The 22,473-nt window shown below is 63.2% G+C and carries 15 protein-coding genes; 11 read left to right on the top strand and 4 right to left on the bottom strand.

What is annotated here, in order from left to right:
• Positions 1-101: 101 nt before the first annotated feature.
• From ACO6VD_RS09160 to ACO6VD_RS09150, 3 genes are all read right to left on the bottom strand, one after another.
• The gene (locus ACO6VD_RS09160; protein WP_422418466.1) at positions 102-1,439 is read right to left on the bottom strand and encodes an MFS transporter; all 1,338 of its coding nucleotides are present in this window, start codon (positions 1,437-1,439) and stop codon (positions 102-104) included.
• Between the two features lie 207 nt (positions 1,440-1,646).
• Entirely contained in the window at positions 1,647-2,801 is a 1,155-nt protein-coding gene (locus tag ACO6VD_RS09155) for an iron-containing alcohol dehydrogenase (protein WP_422418464.1), read from the bottom strand.
• Between the two features lie 106 nt (positions 2,802-2,907).
• Positions 2,908-5,604, bottom strand: a complete 2,697-nt coding sequence (locus ACO6VD_RS09150; protein ID WP_422418463.1) for a LuxR C-terminal-related transcriptional regulator — start codon at positions 5,602-5,604, stop codon at positions 2,908-2,910.
• A gap of 169 nt (positions 5,605-5,773) precedes the next feature.
• Here ACO6VD_RS09150 and ACO6VD_RS09145 point away from each other — a divergent pair, with 169 nt between their 5' ends.
• Entirely contained in the window at positions 5,774-6,517 is a 744-nt protein-coding gene (locus tag ACO6VD_RS09145; RefSeq protein ID WP_422418462.1) for an SDR family NAD(P)-dependent oxidoreductase, read from the top strand.
• 29 nt (positions 6,518-6,546) lie between these two features.
• Here the strand turns inward: ACO6VD_RS09145 and ACO6VD_RS09140 are convergent, their stop codons facing one another.
• Positions 6,547-7,605 (bottom strand): MBL fold metallo-hydrolase, encoded by a 1,059-nt coding sequence (locus ACO6VD_RS09140; protein WP_422418460.1) that lies wholly within the window; start codon positions 7,603-7,605, stop codon positions 6,547-6,549.
• 224 nt (positions 7,606-7,829) lie between these two features.
• On the opposite strand from ACO6VD_RS09140, the gene ACO6VD_RS09135 reads away from it, so the two are divergent.
• The 10 genes from ACO6VD_RS09135 (at position 7,830) to ACO6VD_RS09090 (ending at position 22,375) form a co-directional block, all read left to right on the top strand.
• A complete protein-coding gene (locus tag ACO6VD_RS09135) occupies positions 7,830-9,524 on the top strand; it encodes a DUF1302 domain-containing protein (protein WP_422418459.1) in 1,695 nt (564 codons plus the stop codon).
• 100 nt (positions 9,525-9,624) lie between these two features.
• Positions 9,625-10,710, top strand: coding sequence for a YCF48-related protein (locus ACO6VD_RS09130; RefSeq protein ID WP_422418458.1), 1,086 nt, complete (start codon positions 9,625-9,627; stop codon positions 10,708-10,710).
• Positions 10,710-13,181, top strand: a complete 2,472-nt coding sequence (locus tag ACO6VD_RS09125) for an efflux RND transporter permease subunit (RefSeq protein WP_422418457.1) — start codon at positions 10,710-10,712, stop codon at positions 13,179-13,181. The genes ACO6VD_RS09130 and ACO6VD_RS09125 overlap by 1 nt, the downstream gene beginning before the upstream one ends.
• Before the next feature lie 46 nt (positions 13,182-13,227).
• Positions 13,228-14,376, top strand: coding sequence for an acyl-CoA dehydrogenase family protein (locus ACO6VD_RS09120; RefSeq protein WP_422418456.1), 1,149 nt, complete (start codon positions 13,228-13,230; stop codon positions 14,374-14,376).
• Between the two features lie 242 nt (positions 14,377-14,618).
• Complete coding sequence (locus ACO6VD_RS09115) at positions 14,619-15,305, top strand: acyl-CoA dehydrogenase family protein (protein ID WP_422418455.1); 687 nt, start codon at positions 14,619-14,621, stop codon at positions 15,303-15,305.
• Between the two features lie 85 nt (positions 15,306-15,390).
• Positions 15,391-17,361, top strand: coding sequence for an alkyl/aryl-sulfatase (locus ACO6VD_RS09110; RefSeq protein ID WP_422418454.1), 1,971 nt, complete (start codon positions 15,391-15,393; stop codon positions 17,359-17,361).
• Between the two features lie 3 nt (positions 17,362-17,364).
• Positions 17,365-18,078, top strand: a complete 714-nt coding sequence (locus ACO6VD_RS09105; protein ID WP_422418452.1) for a TetR/AcrR family transcriptional regulator — start codon at positions 17,365-17,367, stop codon at positions 18,076-18,078.
• A 181-nt stretch (positions 18,079-18,259) separates the two neighbouring features.
• On the top strand, positions 18,260-19,690 hold the full coding sequence (locus ACO6VD_RS09100) for a hypothetical protein (protein ID WP_422418451.1): 1,431 nt from the start codon (positions 18,260-18,262) through the stop codon (positions 19,688-19,690).
• A 3-nt stretch (positions 19,691-19,693) separates the two neighbouring features.
• The gene (locus tag ACO6VD_RS09095) at positions 19,694-21,154 is read left to right on the top strand and encodes an acyl-CoA reductase (protein ID WP_422418450.1); all 1,461 of its coding nucleotides are present in this window, start codon (positions 19,694-19,696) and stop codon (positions 21,152-21,154) included.
• Positions 21,155-21,313: 159 nt separating this feature from the next.
• Positions 21,314-22,375 (top strand): NAD(P)-dependent alcohol dehydrogenase, encoded by a 1,062-nt coding sequence (locus ACO6VD_RS09090; RefSeq protein ID WP_422418449.1) that lies wholly within the window; start codon positions 21,314-21,316, stop codon positions 22,373-22,375.
• Positions 22,376-22,473: the final 98 nt, after the last annotated feature.

Below are 22,473 nucleotides of genomic sequence, written 5' to 3'. Positions count from 1 at the left end.
TTTCTTTGTCCTCCCGCCTTCTTGTCTGCTCCCTCCCCCCCCCCCCCCCCTCCCCCCCCCCCCCCCCCCCCCCCCCCCAAGCCCGCTCCCACAATAATCGCCTAACTCTGTGAGAGTTTGCCCTCGGGTGCCAAGCGCTTGGCAGGAATGGCGAACAGCAGCAGGAGCGTGCCCAGCACCAGCAGCACCGCGATCATGTCAAAGGCCAGGTACAGACTGCCGGTGGCGGTTTTCACTGCGCCGACAGCGGTCTGGCTGAGGGCTCCGGCGATGTTGCCGAGGCTGCTGATAATGGCGATGCCGCCCGCCGCACCGGATTTGCTCAGCAGTGCCGGCGGGATGGTCCAGAACAGCGGCATCGCCGCCAGTGCCGCTGCCGCTCCGAGGCTCACCACCAGCATGGAAAGCCACGGATTGCCCTCTGCCAGGTCCAGCAGGCAGAAGCAGGCTGCCGCTGTCAGTAGCGTCAGCCCCAGGTGCCAGCGGCGTTCCATATGCCGGTCCGAGCTACGACCCAGCAGGTACATGGCGCACAATGCCGCCAAAAACGGCAGGCTGGTGGCCAGGCCGATATGCTGCAGATCCTGCAGGCCAAAGCCCTGCACCAGTGTCGGCAGCCAGTACGAAACGGTGTTGGAGGCGCTGTAGATGCAGAAACACACCAGTCCCGCCACATACAGCAGCGGATCGCGCAATGCCCCGAGGAAGCCGCTGCTGGCCACGGCGGAACTCGATTCACTGGCCAGGGCGTCGTGGATCTGGCGTTTTTGCTCATCGTCGAGCCAGCGCGCCTGTTCCGGGCGGTCCGTCAGCCAGAACCGTCCGATCACGCCGAGCAGCACGGCGGGCAAACCGGTCAGGACGAACAACACCTGCCAGTCGCGCAACCCCAGCCAGCCATGCAGGTGCGTCATGATGGTGCCTGACAAAGGACCACAGATCATCCCGGCGACCATGCCGGCCATGAAAAACGAGGCGGTGATACGGCCACGCACAGCGCCCGGAAACCAGTAGGTGAGGTAAAGAATCAGGCCCGGAAAGAATCCGGCCTCGGCAATGCCCAGCAGAAAGCGCGCAGCGATCAACTGCTCGGGGTTGGTGACAAAAGCCGTAGCCACGGTGACCAGGCCCCAGAGGATCATGATCCGGGTGAGCGTGGCGCGTGCCCCGACACGCTGCATGTACAGGTTGCTGGGCACCTCGAAGAGGATGTAGCCGAGGTAGAACACCCCGGCGCCGATGCCATAAGCCACATCGCTGAGGAGGATGTCTTCGGCCATGCGCAATTTGGCGAACGACAGGTTCAGGCGGTCGATGGCGTTGATAATGAAAGCCAGCATCAGATAGGGCAGCAGTCGCCAGATCACTTTCGAATAGGTGCGTTTCAGATCGACTGAGTCGGCGGATGTCGCCGCAGTGGAAGGAATGGCGTCGCTCATTGAAGCGCTCCTGGGTTGCCCGATTATTGTTGTAGTGGCGCCGCACTGGGCGGTTCAGGCGAGTATAAGGAGGAGCTGCCAGGGTAATGTTCCGGATTCGATGGCTTGTTCATGTTATTGATATATAAGGAAAATGCCGTTATCGAAGCGGTCGCCCGGAACCGGGCTCCGCATTCGATGACGATCATGACGCGCGCGCTGTGCGTCTCAGTACACCTGCTGGTAGATGGCGAGAATGTCATCCTGGCTCAGCTCGCGCGGGTTGTTGCCCAGCAGGCGGGTTTGCTGGCTGGCATCCCTGGCCAGGGCTTCGAGGTCGCCCTCGCTGACGCCTACGTCGCGCAGGCGTGTTGGCAGTCCCAGGCGAGCGGGCAAGGCTTGCAGGTGGGCGATCAGGGCCATGGCTTTTTCAATGATTGCGCCACGGCTGTTGGGCAGCAGAATGTCCGCAAGCTCGGCATAGAGCGGCGCTGCGGCTTCCAGGTTGAAGCGCATCACCGGTGCCAGCACCAGCGAATTGGACAGGCCGTGAGGGACGTGGAAGCGTGCGCCCAAGGGATAGGCGAGGGCATGCACGGCGGCGACCGGGGCATTGGCGAAGGCCATCCCGGCAAGGCAGGCGCCGAGCAGCATGTCTTCGCGGGCCTGGGCGTCGGCGCCGTTGTCGCACACCCGCAGCAGATTGTCGCCCAACAGGCGCAGCGCCTCACGAACCAGGCAGTCGGAGATGGGGTTCTTCAGGTGCCTGGAGGTGTACGACTCGATGGCATGCACCATCGAATCTATGCCGGTCGCGGCGGTGACGGCCTTGGGCAATCCGAGGGTCAGGTCGGCGTCGAGCAAGGCGATGTCAGGCAATAGCGACGGTGAAATCACCACGTTTTTCTGGCCTTCGCCGGTGGTGATCACCGACACGGCAGTGACCTCGGAGCCGGTACCGGCCGTCGTTGGCACCAGGATCAGCGGCAGGCGCCGGCCATTGGTGCGGTCGATGCCATAGATATCGGCCAGTAGCTCTTCGCTGCGGGCCAGCAGCGCGGTCAGCTTGGCAGCATCCAGGGAGCTGCCGCCACCAAAGCCGATCACGCAATCGGCAGTGCATTGCCGGGCGGCCTGTACCGCTTCGAGGATCACCGACTCCGGTGGGTCGGCCTGGACCTTGCTGAACACCTGCAGGGCGATACCGCGTTGGGCAAAACCTGCTTCGACCGCGGCCAGCAGGCCGGTGGCCAGGACGCCGGCATCAGTGACCAGCAGCACCGAACGATGGCCCATTGATTCGACCTGTTCGGCCAGGCGGGCGGCGGCGCCGCGTTCGATGATGATGGAGCGGGTGGTGTTGAACAGCAGGCGGCGCGTCATGTGGTTTTCCCCGTGGAATGGCCGATGGATCATCGGCGGCGTCCTCCGAGGTTAGGCGCCCATAACCGCAGTTTCCCCCCCTCCGTACGGGAGGGTTGGCCCGCGGTCAGTCGATCAGCTTCTGGTTACGGGCCTGGACCATGGCGTCGTAACGGCTGGAAACGCCGAGCTTGGCGAAGATATTGCGCAGGTTCCACTTCACCGTTTCCAGGGTGATGTCCAGGGTGTGGGCAATGCGCTTGCTCGACATGGCCTGGGCCACCAGGCTGAGGATCTCGCGTTCTCGTGGGGTCAGCAAGGGCTGCTGGCCAGGCGTTGTGCTGCGCCGTGCGCGGGGCGTGGCCAGGTTCGGCGAGCATGGGCCGGTGAGTTTTTCGATCAGCTCATCCACGTACTGGCGCAGCGGTTCCTCCAGGGCCGTGTTGGCCAGCGCGTTCAGTAGCCTTTCACTCAGCGCACCCTCGTCCAGCACGGTACGCACCAGGCCCAGGCGCTGAGCCACCTCTAGCGCCTGACGCAGGCGCAACAGCGCTTGATCATGACGCTTGAGGTCTTCCAGTACACCCGCCGACAACAGCTCGACGAGTACGCCCAGGCGTCCGCGGTGGAAGCGTTCGGCATAGTCCTTGACGGTGTCCAGCGCCTGCAACGCCGCGCGTGAATCCTCACTGACGAGGATGCGCGCGCGCGCCAGGGCGGCGATGGCTGGCAGCTCCGCACGACCACCCAGTTCCTTGCCATGCTCGTGAGTCAGCGCTTCAAGGGCATGCAGCAGTTCGATCGCATGATTGCGTTGACCCTTGATCAGGCTCACGCGGATCTGCTCGCCCAACAGGTGAGCGACCGGACGTATCTGCCCCAGGCTGCGCAGGTGAGCAATTTGCTGGCGTAGAAAACTCAGGGCGGCGTCCGCGCCTTTCTGCAGCAGGTCAAGACGGCTGCGGCTGAGGTTGGTGCGCACGATGACATCGGGGACCGAGGAGTGCAGCAGACCGAAGCGGTTGGCGATCAGCTCGCGGGCGTCATCGATGCGGTCCAGCTCATAGTAGGCATCGGCCAGCAGGCTGGCGCAGAGGTTGGCGCAGATTGAACGATGTCCGCCTTCGCGAGTGGAGCGTTCCAGCAGCTCAGTCGTCTGCACCTCTGCCTCGACAATGTCGCCGGCCAGTAAATAGGTGGTCAATCGGGCGGACTCTGCCACCAGTGCCATGTCATTGCTGCGATCCTCAGGCGGGATCGGATGGATGTCGAACAGGCGCCGGGCATCGGCATAGCGGCCTGCGGTGGCATAGGCAACCGCCAGGGCGGCGAGCAATACATAACGCAGGAAGGGGTTGTCCATCGGCGCGTCGCGCACCGGTTCCAGCAGGCGTATGGTCAGTTCGCTGTCGTCTTCCTGGATGGCCACCGCGGCATGGACCAGCGGCAAGCCACTGGCAAGTTCGGGGTGGGCGTCGAGGTTGCTCGCCTGCAAGCGGCTGAGCCAGGCTTTGGCCCGCCCGGGACGCGATGTCAGCGATACCGTGAGACAGGCCAGAAACAGCAAGCGCTGATGACCAAACAGCACGTCTTCGGGCAAGCGCTCCAGCAGGCGCAAGGTCGGCGCCAGGTAATCCAGGCTCCAGGTCGCGGGTGTGGTCTGTTCGATAACCTCGATGGCAAACTCGATGTCTTCACCGAGGCTGGCGTGGCGCACCGCTTCGGTCAGGCACTTGTGCCCGGCAAACCATGCAGCGCCCAGCCGGTGCAGGGGGCGCAGGTCGCGCTCGCGGCGCTGCAGGCGGGCGTTGAGAAACTCGCCGAACAAGGGATGAAAGCGGTACCAGACGATGCGGTCATCGGAGTCGACCCGATAGATCAGCAGGTTTTCGTCTTCCATACGCTGGAGCAGGTCGCCGGCCCCGGCGTTACCGGTCACGGCGATGGCCAGGGCGGCGTTGAAACGCCGGAAGACCGACAGCACTTCGGCGACTTGCACCAGCTCGGCCGGCAAGTGCGCCACCACCTCTTCGCTCAGATAGGTCTGCAGGTCATTGGAGCGCCACACCAGGTCATGCAGGATCGAACGGGGATCCGGGCGGTTCTTCAGCATGATCACGATCAGTTGCAGGCAGGAGGGCCAGCCGCTGGTCAGGTCGTGAATCAGGCTCAGTTCGTCGGCGTTGAGCTTGTCGGCGCCGAGGTTTTCCTCGACGAAGGTGCGGGTCTCGGCCAGGTCGAACGGCAGTTCGGCGCTTTCTATCTCCACCACCTGGTCCATCACCCGCAACCGCGACAGGCTCAGCGGCGGGCTGACCCGTGAGGCCAGCACCAGGTGCAGGTTGCCCGGGCTTTGCTCGAGCAGCTTTTGAATCAGTTTGTGCGCGTGCGGGGCTTCTACCTGGTGGTAGTCGTCGACCACCAGGTACAGTTCTTTGCTCAGCATCGCGGCGGCGTTGACGATGATCGCGACCGTGCCGTCAATGGCCGAGAGCGTGTGGTCGTCGCGCTGCTGGTTGATATCGATGTCGATGCCCAGGCGCCGCAAGCCCTCGAGAAAGGCCGTGCAGAACGCCGAGTATCCCTTGTCATCGGCGGTCAGGGACACCCAGGCCACTTCTGCACCGGCTTTGAGGCGGTCGTGGCGCCACTGCGCCAGCAGGGTGGTCTTGCCGTAACCCGCAGCCCCGGTGATCAACGCCAGCCGGCAATGATGCATGCGCTTGAGGTTCGCCAGCAGCACCGTCCGGGCGACATGCCGGGTACCTATGCGCGGGGGCGAAAACTTGGTCGAAACCAAGTGGCTGGCGGGATTTTTCGGCACTGTGGATTCCACGATTCTTATTGGTTCGGGCGAAGCTAGCCAACCTGTCCAGACAGGTCAAGCGTAGACCGGGCAGCCGCTCACCGCCCGCAAAGGGAGGGACGCCGGGGTGGTGTTGTTTTCTAAGATCTGCCAGGTCCCCACTCAGGGTGCTAACCAAGGAATCACGATGAAACTGGACAATAAAGTAGCGATCGTCACCGGCGCGGCGTCGGGGCTTGGCCTGGCCACCTGCAAGGCGCTGGCCGCCGCCGGGGCACGGGTAGTTGGCTTCGATCTGGATCAGCAGCGGCTTGATGCGGCGCTTGACGGTATTCCCGGGATCGCCGTAGACGTTGCCGACGAAGCCAGCGTCAAACGCGGTATCGATGCGGTGCTGGAGAAGTTTGGAGCAGTGCATGTAGCGGTGAACTGCGCCGGAGTGCTGGGGCCGTGCAAGACCCTGTCCAAGGGCCAGGTGTTTCCAATAGACCTGTGGAACCGGGTGCTGGCGGTCAACCTTACCGGTACTTTCAACATTATCCGCTACGCGGCGCTGGCCATGTCGAACAACGATGCGCAAGAAACCGGCGAACGCGGGGTGATCATCAATACCGCCTCGGGCGCGGCGCGTGAAGGGCAGATGGGCCAGGCGGCGTACAGCGCCAGCAAGGCTGCGGTGATCGGCATGACCCTGCCCATCGCCCGCGACCTGGCTGAACACGGTATTCGCGTGGTGAGCCTGGCACCGGGGTTGTTCGAGTCGGGGATGTCGGCGGGGATGCCGGCGAAGGTGTCCGAAACCATCGTCAACGGCCTGCTGTTCCCGCGGCGCATGGGCCATGCCCAGGAGTTCGCTGCGCTGGTACAGCATGTGGTGGAGAATGCCTACCTGAACGCGCTGACCCTTGATATACAGTGCGGTAGCCGTTAGGGGCAATCCGCTCCTACACCAAATGCCGACTAAACGCGGCGATACCAGGCCACACCGTGCCCGTCGAGGCTGACACTGATCTCTCCACGGCGTAACAGATGATTGAGACAGGCAAGCGCTTCGCCCGTGGCCAGGGTGAAGCGCGAGCTGTCGTCGCTACGGATTTTGGCGCGGAACAACAGCGCGAACAGGTCGACCACGCGCCGGGGCTGGTCCAGCCCCTGGCGCAGACGCTCGAGGGCGCTGTAGGTATCGGCCTGCAGTTGCTCGATGCGCGTATGCAATCCATAAAAGGGCTTGTTGTGCGCCGGCAGCACCAGCACATCGTCCGGCACGCTGCGTCGCAGTGCACTCAACGAATCCAGCCATTCGCTCATCGGATCGGCGTCCGGCTCGGTCGGCAGCACGGAAACGTTGGATGAGATGCGCGGCAACACCTGATCGCCGGAGATCAGCAACTTTCGCTGCGCGTCGTACAGGCAGGCATGTTCCGGCGAATGACCGGCACCCACTACCACTTCCCAGGCGTAGCCGCCGATGTCGAGCCGCTCGCCATCGCGGATACGCCGATAGCTCTCGGGCAGGGGCGAAAGCATGCGGCCGAAACCGCCGAAGCGCGTGCCAAAACGTTCCAGTGCCTGGGCGTCCCAGCCGGCGCGCTGATAGAACCCCAGCGTCTCGTCGGGTGCCGGGCGGTTGCTGTCGCCAGCCTGCAGTCGACAGTGCAGGTACTCCAGGCGGGTCATCCACAGGCGGCAGCCGCTATGACGGCTCAACCAGCCGGCCATGCCGACATGGTCGGGGTGCAGGTGGGTGGCGATGATCCGCGTCAGTGGCGTGTCGCGCAAAGCGCCCTCCAGCAACGCGCGCCAAAGGTCCACCGTCGCTTCATCGTAAAGGCCGGTGTCGATCAGTGTGGTGCCAGCACCGTCGGCCAGCAGCCAGACATTGATGGCTCCAAGCGTTACCGGCAGGGGCAACCTGAGCCAGTGCACCCCGGGCGCAATCGGTAGTGGCACGCCAGGTGCCGGCGCTGTGGCATAGGGGTAGCTGAGCCGCGCGTTCGGGCTGTCCGATAGACCGTCCATTTCTGTTCTCCCGTCTGATGGTTCCACTGAGGTTGCCGCTCCAGGCGCGCACATCAGCTCGCCAGGTCAGACAGTACCGAAGGGGGGTAGGGGGGGCACCCCCCTTTCAGAAAGGGGGGGGAGGACGGAAGGACAACGCTGGCACCCTTCGGAGCACTCGATCACTGATTGAGCGGCTTGCGAACCTGGAGGTCCAGGTTCAACCCAGGGGAGGAGACACCCAGATGAATAACAAGAAAAAAACCAGTCCACGTCATCCCACCAGTAATCATGCAGTCCGGGCCACGGTCGTGACCTTGTGCGCGCTCGCCTGCGGCAACGCGGCTGCCGTCGAGATCGACACCGGCAATGAGGACATCCAGCTGCGCTGGGACAATACCCTGCGCTATAACCTGGGCATGCGTGTCGAGGGGCAGGACAAGGCAATCCTGGCGAACCCGAACAACGATGACGGCGACCGCAACTTCGACAAGCACCGCCTGGTCAACAATCGCCTGGATATCCTCAGTGAGTCGGACATCGTCTACAAGGGCAAGTACGGCGCACGCGTCAGTGCTGCGCTGTGGTATGACGCCGCCTATGCCGGTGACCTGGACAACGACAGCGTCGCCACGTCCAATCACCTGGGCTCCGGCGGTCGTCCGGCCACCGGCCTGAGCCGCTATACCGACCGTTACTACGAAGGCCCGTCCGCCGAGTGGATGGACGCCTTTGTGTTTGGCGAATACAACCTCGGCGAGATGCCGCTCAAGGCGCGCCTGGGTCGCCACACCGTGAACTGGGGCGAGTCGCTGCTGGGCGCGGGTGCCATTCATGGTATTTCCTACGGCCAGGCGCCTCTGGACCAGGGCAAGGCCCTGGCGCTGCCGGGGATCGAGGCCAAAGAGCTGTACCTGCCACGCAACCAGTTCTCCACCCAATTGCAGGTCAGCCCCGAGCTGTCGTTCGCCACGCAGTACTTCTTTGAATGGAGGCCATCGCGGGTGCCGGAATCCGGCAGCTACCTGGGCTTTGCCGATATCTACCAGCAAGGTGGCGAGTCGTTCATCCTCAGCCCCAGGCTGCGTGCCCTGCATGGCGAGGACATCGAACCGGGTAACGCCGGTGACTGGGGCGTGATGACGCGCTGGAGCCCGGAATGGCTGGACGGCACCCTGGGTTTCTACGTACGCCAGTTCTCCGACACCTTGCCACAGGTCATTCTGTTGGCTAACGCACAGCCGCAGTACTTCCTCAATTACGCCGACAAGATCGACATGTACGGCATCAGTCTGTCGAAGGAAATCGGCGGCATTAGCGTCGGCGCCGACCTCAACTACCGACGCAACATGCCGCTGGTCAGTTCGGCGGCGCGGGTGACTTCGGTGGCGCAGTTGCCAGATGACGGCGACATTCTCGGTGCCCGTGGCGACACCTTGCACGGTGTGCTCAATGCCATCGGCTCCCTCAGCCCGACGCCGCTCTACGATGGCGCCAGCTGGTCGGCGGAACTGACCTGGAGCCGCTGGCTGTCGGTCAACTCCGACCCGCTCAACCTGTTCAAGGGTTCGTCCGCCTACAAAGCGCTGCCGACCAACATCGACGCCGTCACCCGTGATGCCTACGGCCTGGCCGTCAACTTCACACCGACCTGGTACCAGGTGTTCCCCGGTGGGGACCTGTCGATGCCGCTGAGCTTTTCCCAAGGCATCAACGGCAACTCGGCCGTGGGCTCGGGCGGTAACGAGGATGCCGGCAGCTACGCTGTCGGCCTGGCGCTGGATGTCTACAGCCGTTACCGCTTTGACCTGAAGTACGTGGACTATTTCGGTGACTACTCGACCAATCCGGTCACCGGCGCAGCCCTGACCCCAAGCGGTAGCCAGGCAATGCTGGAAGACCGCGGCGCGGTGTACTTCACCTTCAAGACCACGCTCTGAGCCCGCGCTTGCCCTGATGCAAGCTCGCCAACGGTGGCCGCGTTACGGGCCACCGTTGGTGCAATGCGCGCTCGCGCGCACCTGATGTGAGGTAAACACGGTGTTCAAACAACGCTTACGACCGTTACTGCTGACCCTGACTGCACTCGTGGCGGGCCAGGCGCTCGCCCAACCGGTTTTTGTCTCGCCCCTGGACATGCCCGCGGCGCCGAGCAGCCAGGCGCTCCATGCGCCGCTCAATGCCTTGGTGCAGGCCGGTGGACGGCTGATTGCCGCGGGTCAACGCGGCCACATCCTATTTTCCGATGACACCAAGAATTGGCTGCAAGCCCAGGTGCCGGTCAGTTCCGACCTGACTGCGGTGATGTTCCCCAGTGCCCGCCAAGGCTGGGCAGTGGGCCATGAAGGCGTGGTGCTGCACAGCAGTGACGCGGGAGCGACCTGGCGCAAGCAGCTCGACGGTCGGCAGATCGCTGCGCTGATGCTCAAGCACTACGGCAACCCGGCCAACCCGGATGATCCCGAGGCCCAGCGGCTGAAACAGGATGCCGAGCTGTTTGCCCAGCAGGGCGCCGATAAGCCCCTGCTCGATGTGTGGTTCAGCGACGAGCGCACGGGGTTCGTCACCGGTGCGTTCAATCTGATCTTGCGCACTGAGGATGGCGGGCAAAGCTGGACGCCCTGGCAGGATCGCGTCGACAACCCGCGCAGCATGCACCTGTACGGCCTGCGCCCGGCTGCCGGCACGCTGTTCATGGTCGCCGAGCAGGGCCTGGTGCTCAAGCTCGATGCGGCCAGCCAGCGCTTCGTCAAAGTGCAGCTGCCTTATGAGGGCACCTTGTTCGGTGTGCTCGGCGATGACCGACTGGTGCTGGTCTACGGCCTGCGCGGCAATGCCTTGCGCAGTCTCGATGGCGGCGCCAGCTGGAGCAAAGTCGATACCGGCATCGAAGCCGGTATCACCAGCGGCCTGATCAGCGCGGACGGCAGCATCGTGCTGGCCAGCCAGACCGGTCAGTTGCTGCGTTCCAGCGATCGTGGGGCGACCTTCAGCCGCGTCGCGCTAGACCGCGTGGCACCCAATTTTGCACTGGCATCCCTTGCCGACGGGGCCGTCGCCCTGGCCGGGCTCGGTGGCGTTCGGGTGCAGAGCCTGCAACAGCACAAGACAGTCGGAGAGCTCTGATGGGTATCCACAACGCCAGCGACAACCTGCAGACCATCAGCAACCTGAAGGATTTCAATCACCGCTCAGGCAGTCGCCTGGAACGCTTGATCTTCAACAACCGCTTGCTGGTCATCCTCTTCTGCGCCGTCGCCACGGTGATCCTGGGGTGGGATTCGACCCGGCTGACACTCAATGCCGCCTTTGAGAAAACCATTCCGCAGAACCAGCCCTACATCCGCAACTTCCTCGACAACCGTGATGAACTCAAGGGCCTGGGCAACGCCGTGCGCGTGGTGGTGGAAAACCGTTCCGGGGATATTTTCGACCCTGCCTACCTGCAGGCCCTCAAGCACATCAACGACGCGCTGTTCCTGACTCCCGGGGTCGACCGGGCCAACGTCAAGTCGTTGTGGATGCCGGTGGTGCGCTGGAACGAGGTCACTGAAGAGGGCTTCGCCGGCGGCCCGGTGATGCCCGACAACTACACCGGCTCCCAGGCCAGCATCGATGCCCTGCGCCAGAACATCAGCCGTGCCCAGCTGCTCGGCAATCTGGTGGGCACGGATTTTCGTTCGAGCATGATTTTCCTGCCGCTGCTCGACAAGGACACTACTACCGGTGAGCCGCTGGACTACTGGGAACTGTCCAAGCGCCTGGAAACCATTCGAACCGAGTATTCCGGTGATCAGGGCGGTGCCGACCTCGACATCCGTATCGTCGGCTTCTCCAAGGTGGTCGGCGACCTGCTCGATGGCCTGCAGCAAATGGTCATCTACTTCGCCATAGCGGCCTTGATCGCCGCCTTGATCATTTTTGCCTGGACCCGCTGTGTGCGCAGTACCGCGCTGGTGCTTGGCTGTTCCTGTATTGCCGTGCTGTGGCAGCTCGGGCTGATTGCCCGGCTGGGCTACGAGCTGGACCCTTACTCGATCCTGGTACCGTTCCTGGTGTTTGCCATCGGCGTCTCCCATGGCGCGCAGAAGATGAACGGCATCATGCAGGACGTGGCCCGCGGCACCCATAAGCTGGTGGCGGCGCGCTACACCTTCCGCCGCCTGTTCCTCGCCGGGGTGACGGCGCTGGTCGCCGACGCTGTGGGTTTCGGGGTGCTCATGTTGATCGATATTCCGGTGATCCAGGACCTGGCCATCACCGCCTCGATCGGCGTCGCCCTGCTGGTGTTCACCAACCTGATCCTGCTGCCGGTGATGCTCTCCTATACCGGCGTCAGCCCGAAGGCCGCGGCCCGCAGCCTGCGCGCCGAACAAAAGCCTGCCGGTGGCCTGTGGCTGCTGCTTGAGCGCTTCACCGAACGCCGTTGGGCGACAGCGCTTCTGGTGGTATCGGCGGTCCTCGCGGTGGCGGGCTTTATCGTCAGCACCCAGTTGAAGATCGGTGACCTGGATGCCGGGGCTTCGGAGTTGCGCCCCGATTCGCGCTACAACCTCGACAACGCCTACATCAACAGCAAGTACTCGCTGTCGTCCGACCAGTTCGCGGTGATCGTCAAGACCAAGGCCGAAGGCTGCCTGGAGTACCAGACACTGGTGGATGCCGATCGCCTGGGCTGGGTGTTGCAGCAGGTGCCGGGGGTGCAGAGCACGGTGTCGCTGGCCGACGCGGTCCGCAAGATTACTGCCGGCTCCTACGAGGGCAGCCCGAAATGGATGTCGATTTCGCCCAACCAGGACGTGCTCAACTACGCTGCCCGTACCGCCAGTACCAGTAACCCGGAGCTGTTCAACACCGATTGCTCGGTCATGCCGGTGGTGGCCTACCTGACCGACCACAAAGCGCAGACCCTGGACCAGGTGGTGCAGGCCGCCGAAGCCTTCGCCACCGCGCACAGCACGCCGGAGCGGCAGTTCCTGCTGGCGGCCGGCAGTGCCGGGATCGAAGCGGCGACCAATATCGTGGTCAAGAAGGCCAACCTGACCATGCTGATGTACGTGTATGCCGCTGTTATCGTCCTGTGCTTCATCACCTTCCGCAGCTGGCGCGCGGTGGTGGTCGCCGTGGTACCGCTGGTGATTACTTCGATTCTGTGCGAAGCGCTGATGGTGGTGCTGGGCATGGGCGTCAAGGTTGCGACGTTGCCGGTGATCGCCCTGGGCGTGGGCATCGGTGTCGACTATGCGCTGTACCTGCTGAGCATCCAGCTGGCCCGTCAGCGCGCCGGGGCGACCCTGGCCGAAGCCTACCGGCATGCCTTGCGCTTCACTGGCAAGGTCGTGGCCCTGGTGGGTGTAACCCTGGCGGCCGGGGTCATCACCTGGGCGTTCTCGCCCATCAAGTTCCAGGCCGACATGGGCATCCTGCTGACCTTCATGTTCCTCTGGAACATGCTCGGTGCATTGGCCCTGATCCCGGCGCTGTCGCACTTTCTGCTCAAGGATGTGCATGCCAGCGGTTCGCCGGTTGTCACCCCGGTGGCGCACGAGTGCGAGGCGCCGGCCGAACCTGAAGCCCGGACTGTCCAGTGTGTGTAACGCCAACCTGAACCTGTCTTTAGCCCCGAATTCATAAGGAATCACCATGAGCGACAGCTGCGCAACCTTCCTCAGCGAACAGGAAATCATGATCCGCGATACGGCGCGCAAAGTCGCCGCTGACGTGGTCGCGCCCACCGCGGCCGAGCGTGATCGCAGTGCTGCCTGGCCCCACAGTGAACTGCGGGCCGTTGCCGAACTGGGCTTTCTCGGCATGCTGATCCCCGAGGAGTACGGCGGTTCCGGCGCCAGTTTTGTCGAGTACTGCCTGGCCATCGAAGAGTTCGCGGCCGCCGATACCGGCTTTGCCACCCTGATCCATGTCCACAACTCGGTGGGCATGGCCGTGGCCCGCCTGGGTAACGAGGCGCAGAAGCGCAAGTACCTGGCGGACCTGGCCAGTGGCAAGCGCATCGGTGCCTTTCTGCTCAGCGAGCCGCAGGCCGGCTCCGACACGGCGGCGTTCCGTACCCAGGCCCGCCGCGAAGACGACCATTACGTACTCAATGGCAGCAAGCAGTTCATCTCCAACGGCAACGAGGCCGGTCTGGGCCTGGTGCTGGCGGTGACCGACAAGGCTGCCGGCAAGAAAGGCAGCAGCCTGTTGATGGTCGACCCCTGGAATAACCCGGGGTACGTCGTGGCCGCTGTCGAACACAAGATGGGCCAGCGTTCGGCTCATGTCGCCCAGATCCAGCTCGATCAATGCCGCGTACCGGTGTCGAACCTGCTGGGTGACGAAGGGGCGGGCTACCGCAATGTGATGGGCTCACTGTCGGAAGGGCGGGTGGCGATTGCCGCTGTCGCCACCGGCACCGCGCGCGCGGCACTGGATGCTGCGGTCAGCTATGCCAAAGAGCGCGAGGCCTACGGTGCGCCGATCATCAACCTGCAGGGGGTGGCGTTCGACCTGGCCGACATGGCCGCCCAGGTCGATGTCGCCCACCACTATATGGTGCATGCCGCACGCCTGTGCGAGGCCGGTGTGGCCTGTGCCAAGGAAGCCTCGGTGGCCAAGCTGTTTGCCAGTGAAATGGCAGAAAAGGTCTGCTCCGACGCCCTGCAGATCCATGGCGGTTATGGCTACCTGAATGATTTTCCGGTCGAGCGTTACTGCCGGGATGTGCGGGTGACCAAGATCTACGAAGGCACCAGTCATATTCAGAAGCTGATCATCGCTCGCGGCCTTGTGTAGGAGCGGGCTTGCCCCGCGATGGCGATCTGTCAGTCACAGCCTATCGCGGGGCAAGCCCCCCCCGAGATGGCGACCCCCAACCCCCCCCCCCCCCCCCCCCCCCCCCGCTCCCACCGAAGCCTGTTGCGACAGGCAGTTGTGCCCAACTTCGCCTACCCCCTCCTCATCGAGGGGGGCACCTGGTCAGTCACAGGCATAACCTGCTGCGAAGGGCGCGCGTATTTGCGCAGGGAACCAGCACCATGAAGATAACGATCAGCACCGATGTGCAACGACTGGCAGTAGACAGCTTTCGGACCTTTCTCGCGTCCGAGGTAGCGCCTGTTGCCCGCCTGTTCGAGGGGCGGAGCATACCGGCGCAGAAAATGCGCGAACTCACCCAGGGTATTGCCGAGTTTGGCCTGCCCGGCGCCAGTATCGCCCAAGCCCTCGGCGGCATGGGCATGGCGGCGGACACTGAGGCCATGTTGTTTGAAGAACTCAGTGCGGTTTCCAGCGTGATTGCCGAGTGTGTACTCGGCAATCTGCTTGTAGCGTCGGCACTGGCAAACATGCCAACGGGCCGCGACGCGTTACGCAAGCGCTACCTGCCGGACCTGCTGGCCGGGCGCAGTTTCGGCGGTTTCTTTGTGGAACAGGCAGAAGGCGTCAGTGCCTGGCCGACTGACGATGGTTGGGTGTTCAACGGTAATCAGCAATGGGTTGGGAGTGGCCAGTTCGCGGATGTCCTCATTACCCCGTTGCCTACCGAGGACGGTGCGTGCTGTTACGTGGTGGTGGAGCGTGAGCAGCATGGCTATTTATTGCGCAACGACGACTCACGCCCGGCGCAGCTGACATTCAGCACTGTACGCTTGCCGGCTGCCCTGAGCGACGCTCAGAAGCGTTCTATCACTCACGTGCTCACAGGGCTCAGCGCTCAGGGCTGATGGCTGTACTGCTCAAAGGAAGGCTGCCACAGTCTGGCAGGCCAGAATAAAAACGGTGGACACGATCCACGCTTAAGGAATCCGTATGCGCTATTCACTTGCTGCTCTTGCCACTGCCATTGCCTTGTCCAGCGTTCCCTGCTGGGCGGCAGACGCCTCCACCAACCCGGCCAAGGCTGCCAGCGCGACGACGGCCGCGGTCAACCAGGCGGTACTCAAAGCGTTGCCGTTCGAGGATCGCGCCGACTATGACGCCGCGCGCAAGGGCCTGGTGGCCGCCTTTGAGGGGGAGGTGAAGAATGCTGACGGCAAGACCGTGTGGAATACCCACCAATACGATTTCCTCAAGCAGGCCCAAGCACCGGACACGGTGAACCCCAGCCTGTGGCGCATCGCCCAGCTCAACGCCAATGCCGGTCTGTTCCAGGTTACCGACAAGGTCTACCAGATTCGCGGCATCGATCTGGCCAACATGACCATTATCGAAGGTGAGGGCGGGCTGATCATCATCGACCCGCTGTATGTGACCGAGACCGCCAAGGCCGGCCTCGACCTGTACTACCAGAACCGCCCGCGCAAGCCGGTGGTGGCGGTGATCTACAGCCATAGTCACATCGACCACTTCGGCGGCGTGCGCGGCGTGGTCGACGAGGCCGATGTCAAAGCCGGCAAGGTCCGTATCTATGCCCCGGACGGCTTCATGGAGCACGCGATCCAGGAGAACGTGCTGGCCGGCACGGCGATGTTCCGCCGCGGCATGTACCAGAGTGGCGGTGCAGTGCCCAGGACTGAGCGTGGCCAGGTAGATACCGGGATCGGCAAGGGCGCGCCGATAGGCGGCACCATCAGCTTGATCGCACCGACCAACTTGATTGTCCAGCCGCTGGAGAGCGTTGAAATTGCCGGCGTTCAGTTCGAGTTCCAGCTTACCCCGGGCACCGAGGCACCGTCGGAGATGAATGTGTACTTGCCGCAACTGAAGGCACTGAGCATGTCCGAAAACGCGGTGATGTCGATGCACAACGTGCTCACCCCGCGGGGTGCGGAAGTACGTGATGCCAAGGCCTGGTCGAAATTCATCGATGACAGCCTGGTGCGCTATGGCGACAAGGCCGAAGTGATGTTTGCCCAGCACAACTGGCCGACCTGGGGCGGCGAGGGCATCCGCAGCATGCTCGCCGACCAGCGCGACATGTACGCCTTTATCAACAACCGCACGTTGCACCTGCTCAACCAGGGCATGACGCCGCTGGAGATTGCCGACGCGGTGAAGAAACTACCCGGCGAACTCGATCACAAATGGTACGCCAGAGGGTACTACGGCACCTTGAGTTTCAACACCCGAGCGGTGTACCAACGGTACCTGGGCTTTTACGATGGCAACCCGGCCAACCTCGATCCATTGCCGCCGGTCGAGTCGGGCAAGCACTATGTGCAGGCCATGGGCGGCGCCGAGAAGGTGCTGGAGCTGATGCGCACGGCGATGCAGCAGGGCGACTACCGCTGGGCCGCACAGCTGGGTAATCACCTGGTGTTCGCCGAGCCTGGCAACAAAGCCGCCCTTGAAGCCCAGGCCGACGCGCTCGAGCAGTTGGGCTATCGCAGCGAATCGGCGATCTGGCGCAACATGTACCTGACCGCGGTCCAGGAGCTGCGCCAGGTCACACCGCAACAGGGCGCCCGCGGCAGTGCCGACCTGGTGCGCGCGGCGACACCGACGATGTTCATGGACATCCTGTCGGTACGCATGGACTCCGATAAAGCGCAGGGGCATGATATGACCCTGAACTGGGACTTCGACGACCTTGACCAGCACTTCGCCTTGACCTTGCGCAACGGCGTCCTGACCTATCGCGAGCACACACGCCATGCCCAAGCGGACGCCACGGTGAAAATGAGCAAAGCCACACTGGACCAGATCAGCCTGCGCCAGCTCGATTTCCCGACGGCGATCAAGCAGGGTGATATCAAGCTCGAAGGCGATGCTGACCGCTTCAAGGCGCTGCTCGGCATGCTTGCCAGCTTCCAGCCGACCTTCAACGTCGTGACTCCCTGAGCCATGGGCCGTCGCCTGGACGCTTCGCCAAGCCACGAGGGGACAACCGCTCGTGGCCAGGGCGGCCATGACAATGTTGTGGTGGAGCTGCCGGCCAGGCCGCGCAAACAACCGAAGCAGGCACGCTCGGTGGCCCTGGTCGAGGCCTTGAAAACTGCCGGGCGTGAGATCCTCGAAGGGGAAGGGCGAGAGGCGCTGTCGATCTACCGCCTTTCCGATTACTCCGGTGTGGCGATCAGCTCGATCTACGAGTATTTCCCGACCATCGAGTCGCTTATCGGCGCGATCTTCGAGGATTACCGCGCCAATGCCCGCCTGCAAGTGATCGCCAGCATTGATGCGCTACCGGCATCGGCCACCCTCTATGACGGTATCGAAATCATCTTGCGCACCGGCCTGTCGGCCTTGCACCGCTGGATGCAGGTCGACTCCGAGCAGAGCATCAAGACCGCTTACTATGGCGAACTGGTGCGCCTGGAGATCGTCAAACCGGAGCGCTTCTGGATCTCGATTGTCATTCCGGCGCTGGTGCAGCGCTTCTCCGACCAGGTGCTGGTGCGAGACCGCGAGAAGGCCGGCTTCCTTGCCTACCAGGCGGTCACCGCCTTGCCGCGTGCGTTGTTGATCGAAAAGCCGCACTACCTGATCGAGGAAACCACCGTTCTCATGCTGGCGCGCATGATCCATGCGCTGCTGACCACGCAAGACCCGGAATAACCCCCCGCCTGTATTGTATTCCAATAAAAAAACCGATTAAAAACAGTTGGTTATATTGTTTTTTCAGGTTCCTGAATCCGGAAATGATTTCGCCCTCAAGCCCCCTAAACTGGGCCTGCCGAACAGGTCGTTGCAGCGTCACGACCTGGGCGAGATCGAATGAATTCCAGGAGGCTGTCCCTTGAAAAAAACAATAGAAGAGCGGGTCGAACTGCTGCTGAGCGACCCGGCGGCCCTGGTCGAGCATAATCTGCAGAACTGGAAGCAATTACCTGCTGAACAGATTGATGAGCTGCAGCTGGCGGGTCTCAAGCGCCGTTTCGGCGAAATGCGCGACCGTATTGCGGTACTGACGAAACTGGCGGACGCCGAAGGCATCGAGCACATCGAGCAACTTGACGACGTGGTGCCGTTGCTGTTTGAACACACCCTGTTCAAGTCGTACCCACCCTCCTTGCTGGAAAAGAACAACTTCACCGCCATCAACAAATGGCTGGGCAAACTGGTGGTTCCGGCGCTGGCGGAAAAGATCGCCGCCGTCGATGTCAGCGCCTGCACCGGCCTCGACGACTGGTTCGAAACCCTGGACCGGGAGATCCCCGAGCTGTGCCTGAGCCATACCTCCGGTACCTCCGGCACCTTGTCGTTCCTGCCGTGCAGTGCCCGCGAGTTCGAAAAAGCCTCGCAAGTGCGCAAGCTCTATGCCTGGAACATGACCGGCGCAGACACCCCGGACCCGGGCCTGCACACGGCCTACCCGTACTATCGCAAGGGCTATCTCAGCCACTTGCGCGGCACCGGCTCGCTGGTGCGCGTGCTGCTGCCGGATCCGTCGCATTTCCACCCGGCCTATCCCTCGACCCTGTCCAGCGACGTATTGCGCCTCGGTGCCAGGCTGCGTGCCGCCCACAACAACGGCACCCTGGACCGCCTGGTGGTGGCGCCGGAGTTGCTGGCGAAGAAAAAGGCCTTTGATCAGCAGCAGGCCGAGATGCCACAACACCTGGCCGCGTTCTTCGATGACATCGCCAGCCGCCTGAAGGGCAAGCAGGTGTACATCGGCGGTACCTGGAACCTGCTGCACAACATGGCCAAGGCCGGTCTGGAACGCGGCCTGGAGTCAGTGTTCCATCCTGACTCCTACATCATCACCACCGGCGGTGCCAAAGGTGTGGTGCCACCGGAGAACTGGCGCGAGGAGGTCATGCGCTTTACCGGGGTGAAGACCCTGCACGAATCGTATGCGATGTCGGAGGTGGTCAGCGGCTCGCACCTCAAATGCGAGCACGGCAACTACCACTTCTCGCACACCGCGATTCCCTTCCTGCTCGATCCCGAGACCAGCAAGCCGCTGCCACGCCAGGGGCGTCAGACCGGGCGTGCGGCCTTCTTCGACCTGGGCGCGGACATCCATTGGGGCGGCTTTATCACTGGCGACGAAATCACCATCGAATGGGATCAACCCTGCACCTGCGGGCGCCCGAGCCGCTACGTGGTGGGGACGATCCAGCGTTACAGCGAAAAGAACGGCGGCGACGACAAGATCACCTGCGCCGCGTCCGAACAATCCCATCGCGAAGCGATGGACTTCCTCAACACCCTGGAGGGCTGAGCCATGACCCACCCCATTGCGCCAATGATCATTCGTGGTCAAGTGATCACCGACAACCTGATTGAAGTGGGTGGCCGTGGCGGCGATCTGAGCTTCCTCACCCCGGATGCGACCAAGTACATCGACCAGTTGCCGCTGGGCAACCCGGCCAAGCTGGCGGACCTGTACAATTTGAGCTTCGAGGACATTCTCGACTACGCCGTGGCGCTCGGCGAACGCCTGGCCCTGGACAAGAACCAGTACCTGCAGGAAGCCTGCGAGCTGTCGTTCCTGACCGCACCGACCACCCCGAGCATCGTCAAGGGCTCGTACATGGGCCTGCAGCATATGCTGTCGCGCGAGTTCATCCGCGAAATGGCGGAAACCACTGTCGGCATCAAGTACCTGGAAGGCTGGGTACCGCAGACCCTGCTCGACGGCACCGAGCTGGAAGTGCGCTGCTTCGGCGCGCGCACCTTGCACATCGTCGCCGGTAACGCGGTGTCGCTGTCGTTGTGGACCATCATCCGCAACATGGTCCTGCGCAGCGATGCAATCATCAAGGCGCCATCCAACGACCCGTTCACCGCGCTGGCCATCGCCCGCACCATGGTCGACATGGCCCCGGACCATCCGCTCACCAAGCACCTGAGTGTCGCTTACTGGAAAGGTGGCGACGAGGCCTTCGAGCAGCGCCTGTACCAGCCGCAGAACCTCGAAAAAATCGTCGCCTGGGGCGGTTTTGCTTCGATGAAGCATGTTACCCGCTACATTCAGCCGGGGCTGGAACTGATTTCCCTCGACCCGAAACGCAGCGCCAGCATCATCGGCAAAGACACCTTCGACAGCGAAGCCAGCATGCGCGAAGCGGCGGTGCGCCTGGCGGCCGATATCGGCGCGATCAACCAGAAGGGCTGCGTGTGCGCGCGGGTGGTGTACGTGCAGAGCGGCACCGATGAGCAGGGCCTGGAACGCCTCAACACCTTTGGCCAGTACGTGTATGACGCCATGATCGGCCTGCCCAACACCCTCAGCACCACGCCCAAGCGCTATGACCAGGGCCTGAAGGCCCATGTCGACGCGCTGCGCCTGGATGACGAGTGGTACAAGGTCATCGGCGGCAAAGGCGGCGAGGGCGCGATCATCTGTTCGCAACTGCCTGAGCCGGTATCCTTTGCCGCCAGCCTCGACGACCGCACCGCCAACCTGGTACCGGTCGACGACCTGAGCGAAATGATGAATGCCGTCGATGCCTACACCCAGACCGTCGGCGTCTATCCGGAAAGCATCAAGGACCAGCTCAAGGACGTACTGCCGCTGTATGGCGCGCAACGCATCGTTTCGCTCGGTTATGCCGCCGCCATGAAATTTGCCGCACCGCAGGACTCCATCGAACCGATGCGACGCATGGGCAAATGGATTTCCAACCAGATCGCCGCGCCTGAAACCAGCGCAGCGCCCTGGCTGCGCCCATCGATCTCGTAAATACATCAACATAACCTGATGGGTGGGAGCGGCGGTGCGACGACTCGACTTGCCCCGCGATGCGATCTGACAGGAAGATCGCTATCGCGGGGCAAGTCGAGTCGTCGCACCGCCGCTCCCACCTGCAGGTGTTGCTGCCCAATACCTGGAGGAAACACCATGACTACCTGTATCGGCTACGGCGTCCACGAAGCCAACGCGCCACTTGCCCCTGTACGCTTCGACCGCCGCGCGCTGCGCGATGACGATGTGGCCATTGATATCGACTATTGCGGCGTCTGCCATTCCGACATGCACTATGTGCACAACGACTGGAAAAACACGCGCTTTCCCTGTGTGCCGGGCCATGAAATTGTCGGTCGGGTTACCGCTGTCGGCACTGCGGTCAGCCGTTACCGTGTCGGTGATCTTGTCGCGGTCGGCTGCCTGGTCGACAGCTGCCAGCACTGCGAGGCCTGTGAACAGCATCAGGAGCCGCATTGCACCCAGGGCATGACCCCGGCCTATAACGGCCTGGACCGCATCAGCGGCGAAGTGACCCGTGGTGGCTACGCCCAGCACATCGTGGTGCGCGAGCACTTTGTGTTGCGCGTACCCTCGGCACTGGATCCGCGCTTTACCGGGCCGCTGCTGTGCGCAGGCATCACCGTGTGGACGCCGATGCGCCAGCACGGCGTCAAGGCCGGCACGCGCCTGGCGGTCATCGGTCTCGGCGGGCTGGGGCACATGGCGGTGAAACTGGCCGTCGCCCTCGGTGCCCAGGTCACAGTGATCACCACCTCACCCGGCAAGGCCGATGATGCCCGCGCGCTGGGCGCCCATCATGTGCTGCTGTCCAGCGACCCACTGGCCATGAAAGCTGCCGCCAGCAGTTTTGACCTGATACTCGACACCATCCCGCGCGGGCACAACGTCAACCCTTACCTGATGCTCCTGGCCCGCAATGGCACGCTGGTGCTGGTCGGTGCGCTGGAGCCACTGGAACCGATCCATGGTGCCTTGCTGGCGGTCAACAACCGTTCGATTGCAGGTTCGTTGGTCGGTGGCCTGGAACAGACCCAGGAACTGCTCGACTTCTGCGCCGAGCACCAGGTACTGCCCAGCTGCGAGATGATCCAGATTCAGGACATCAACCAGGCGTTCACACGCATGCACAACAATGATGTGAAGTACCGGTTCGTGATCGACATGGCGTCGCTCAAGGACCTCGACATCGCCTGAAAACTGCCTGGACGGTGGGGGGGGGGGGGGGGGGGGGGGGGGGGGGGGGGGGGGAGGGGGGGGGGGGGGGGGGGGGGGGGGGGGGGGGGAGAAGGGGA

This window comes from Pseudomonas sp. GZD-222, assembly GCF_049310525.1.
Lineage (GTDB): Bacteria > Pseudomonadota > Gammaproteobacteria > Pseudomonadales > Pseudomonadaceae > Aquipseudomonas.
The sequence above is the reverse complement of the archived record's forward strand: the minus strand, read 5'-3'. Positions and strand labels throughout refer to the sequence as shown.

What these genes read in the sequence shown, in the direction of transcription:
- ACO6VD_RS09145 (WP_422418462.1), top strand. Translation starts at nt 5,774, where the DNA reads ATGAAACTGGACAATAAAGTAGCGATCGTCACCGGCGCGGCGTCGGGG.
- ACO6VD_RS09105 (WP_422418452.1), top strand. Translation starts at nt 17,365, where the DNA reads ATGGGCCGTCGCCTGGACGCTTCGCCAAGCCACGAGGGGACAACCGCT.
- ACO6VD_RS09120 (WP_422418456.1), top strand. Translation starts at nt 13,228, where the DNA reads ATGAGCGACAGCTGCGCAACCTTCCTCAGCGAACAGGAAATCATGATC.
- ACO6VD_RS09095 (WP_422418450.1), top strand. Translation starts at nt 19,694, where the DNA reads ATGACCCACCCCATTGCGCCAATGATCATTCGTGGTCAAGTGATCACC.
- ACO6VD_RS09090 (WP_422418449.1), top strand. Translation starts at nt 21,314, where the DNA reads ATGACTACCTGTATCGGCTACGGCGTCCACGAAGCCAACGCGCCACTT.
- ACO6VD_RS09160 (WP_422418466.1), bottom strand. Translation starts at nt 1,439, where the DNA reads ATGAGCGACGCCATTCCTTCCACTGCGGCGACATCCGCCGACTCAGTC.
- ACO6VD_RS09115 (WP_422418455.1), top strand. Translation starts at nt 14,619, where the DNA reads ATGAAGATAACGATCAGCACCGATGTGCAACGACTGGCAGTAGACAGC.
- ACO6VD_RS09110 (WP_422418454.1), top strand. Translation starts at nt 15,391, where the DNA reads ATGCGCTATTCACTTGCTGCTCTTGCCACTGCCATTGCCTTGTCCAGC.
- ACO6VD_RS09155 (WP_422418464.1), bottom strand. Translation starts at nt 2,801, where the DNA reads ATGACGCGCCGCCTGCTGTTCAACACCACCCGCTCCATCATCATCGAA.
- ACO6VD_RS09125 (WP_422418457.1), top strand. Translation starts at nt 10,710, where the DNA reads ATGGGTATCCACAACGCCAGCGACAACCTGCAGACCATCAGCAACCTG.
- ACO6VD_RS09140 (WP_422418460.1), bottom strand. Translation starts at nt 7,605, where the DNA reads ATGGACGGTCTATCGGACAGCCCGAACGCGCGGCTCAGCTACCCCTAT.
- ACO6VD_RS09135 (WP_422418459.1), top strand. Translation starts at nt 7,830, where the DNA reads ATGAATAACAAGAAAAAAACCAGTCCACGTCATCCCACCAGTAATCAT.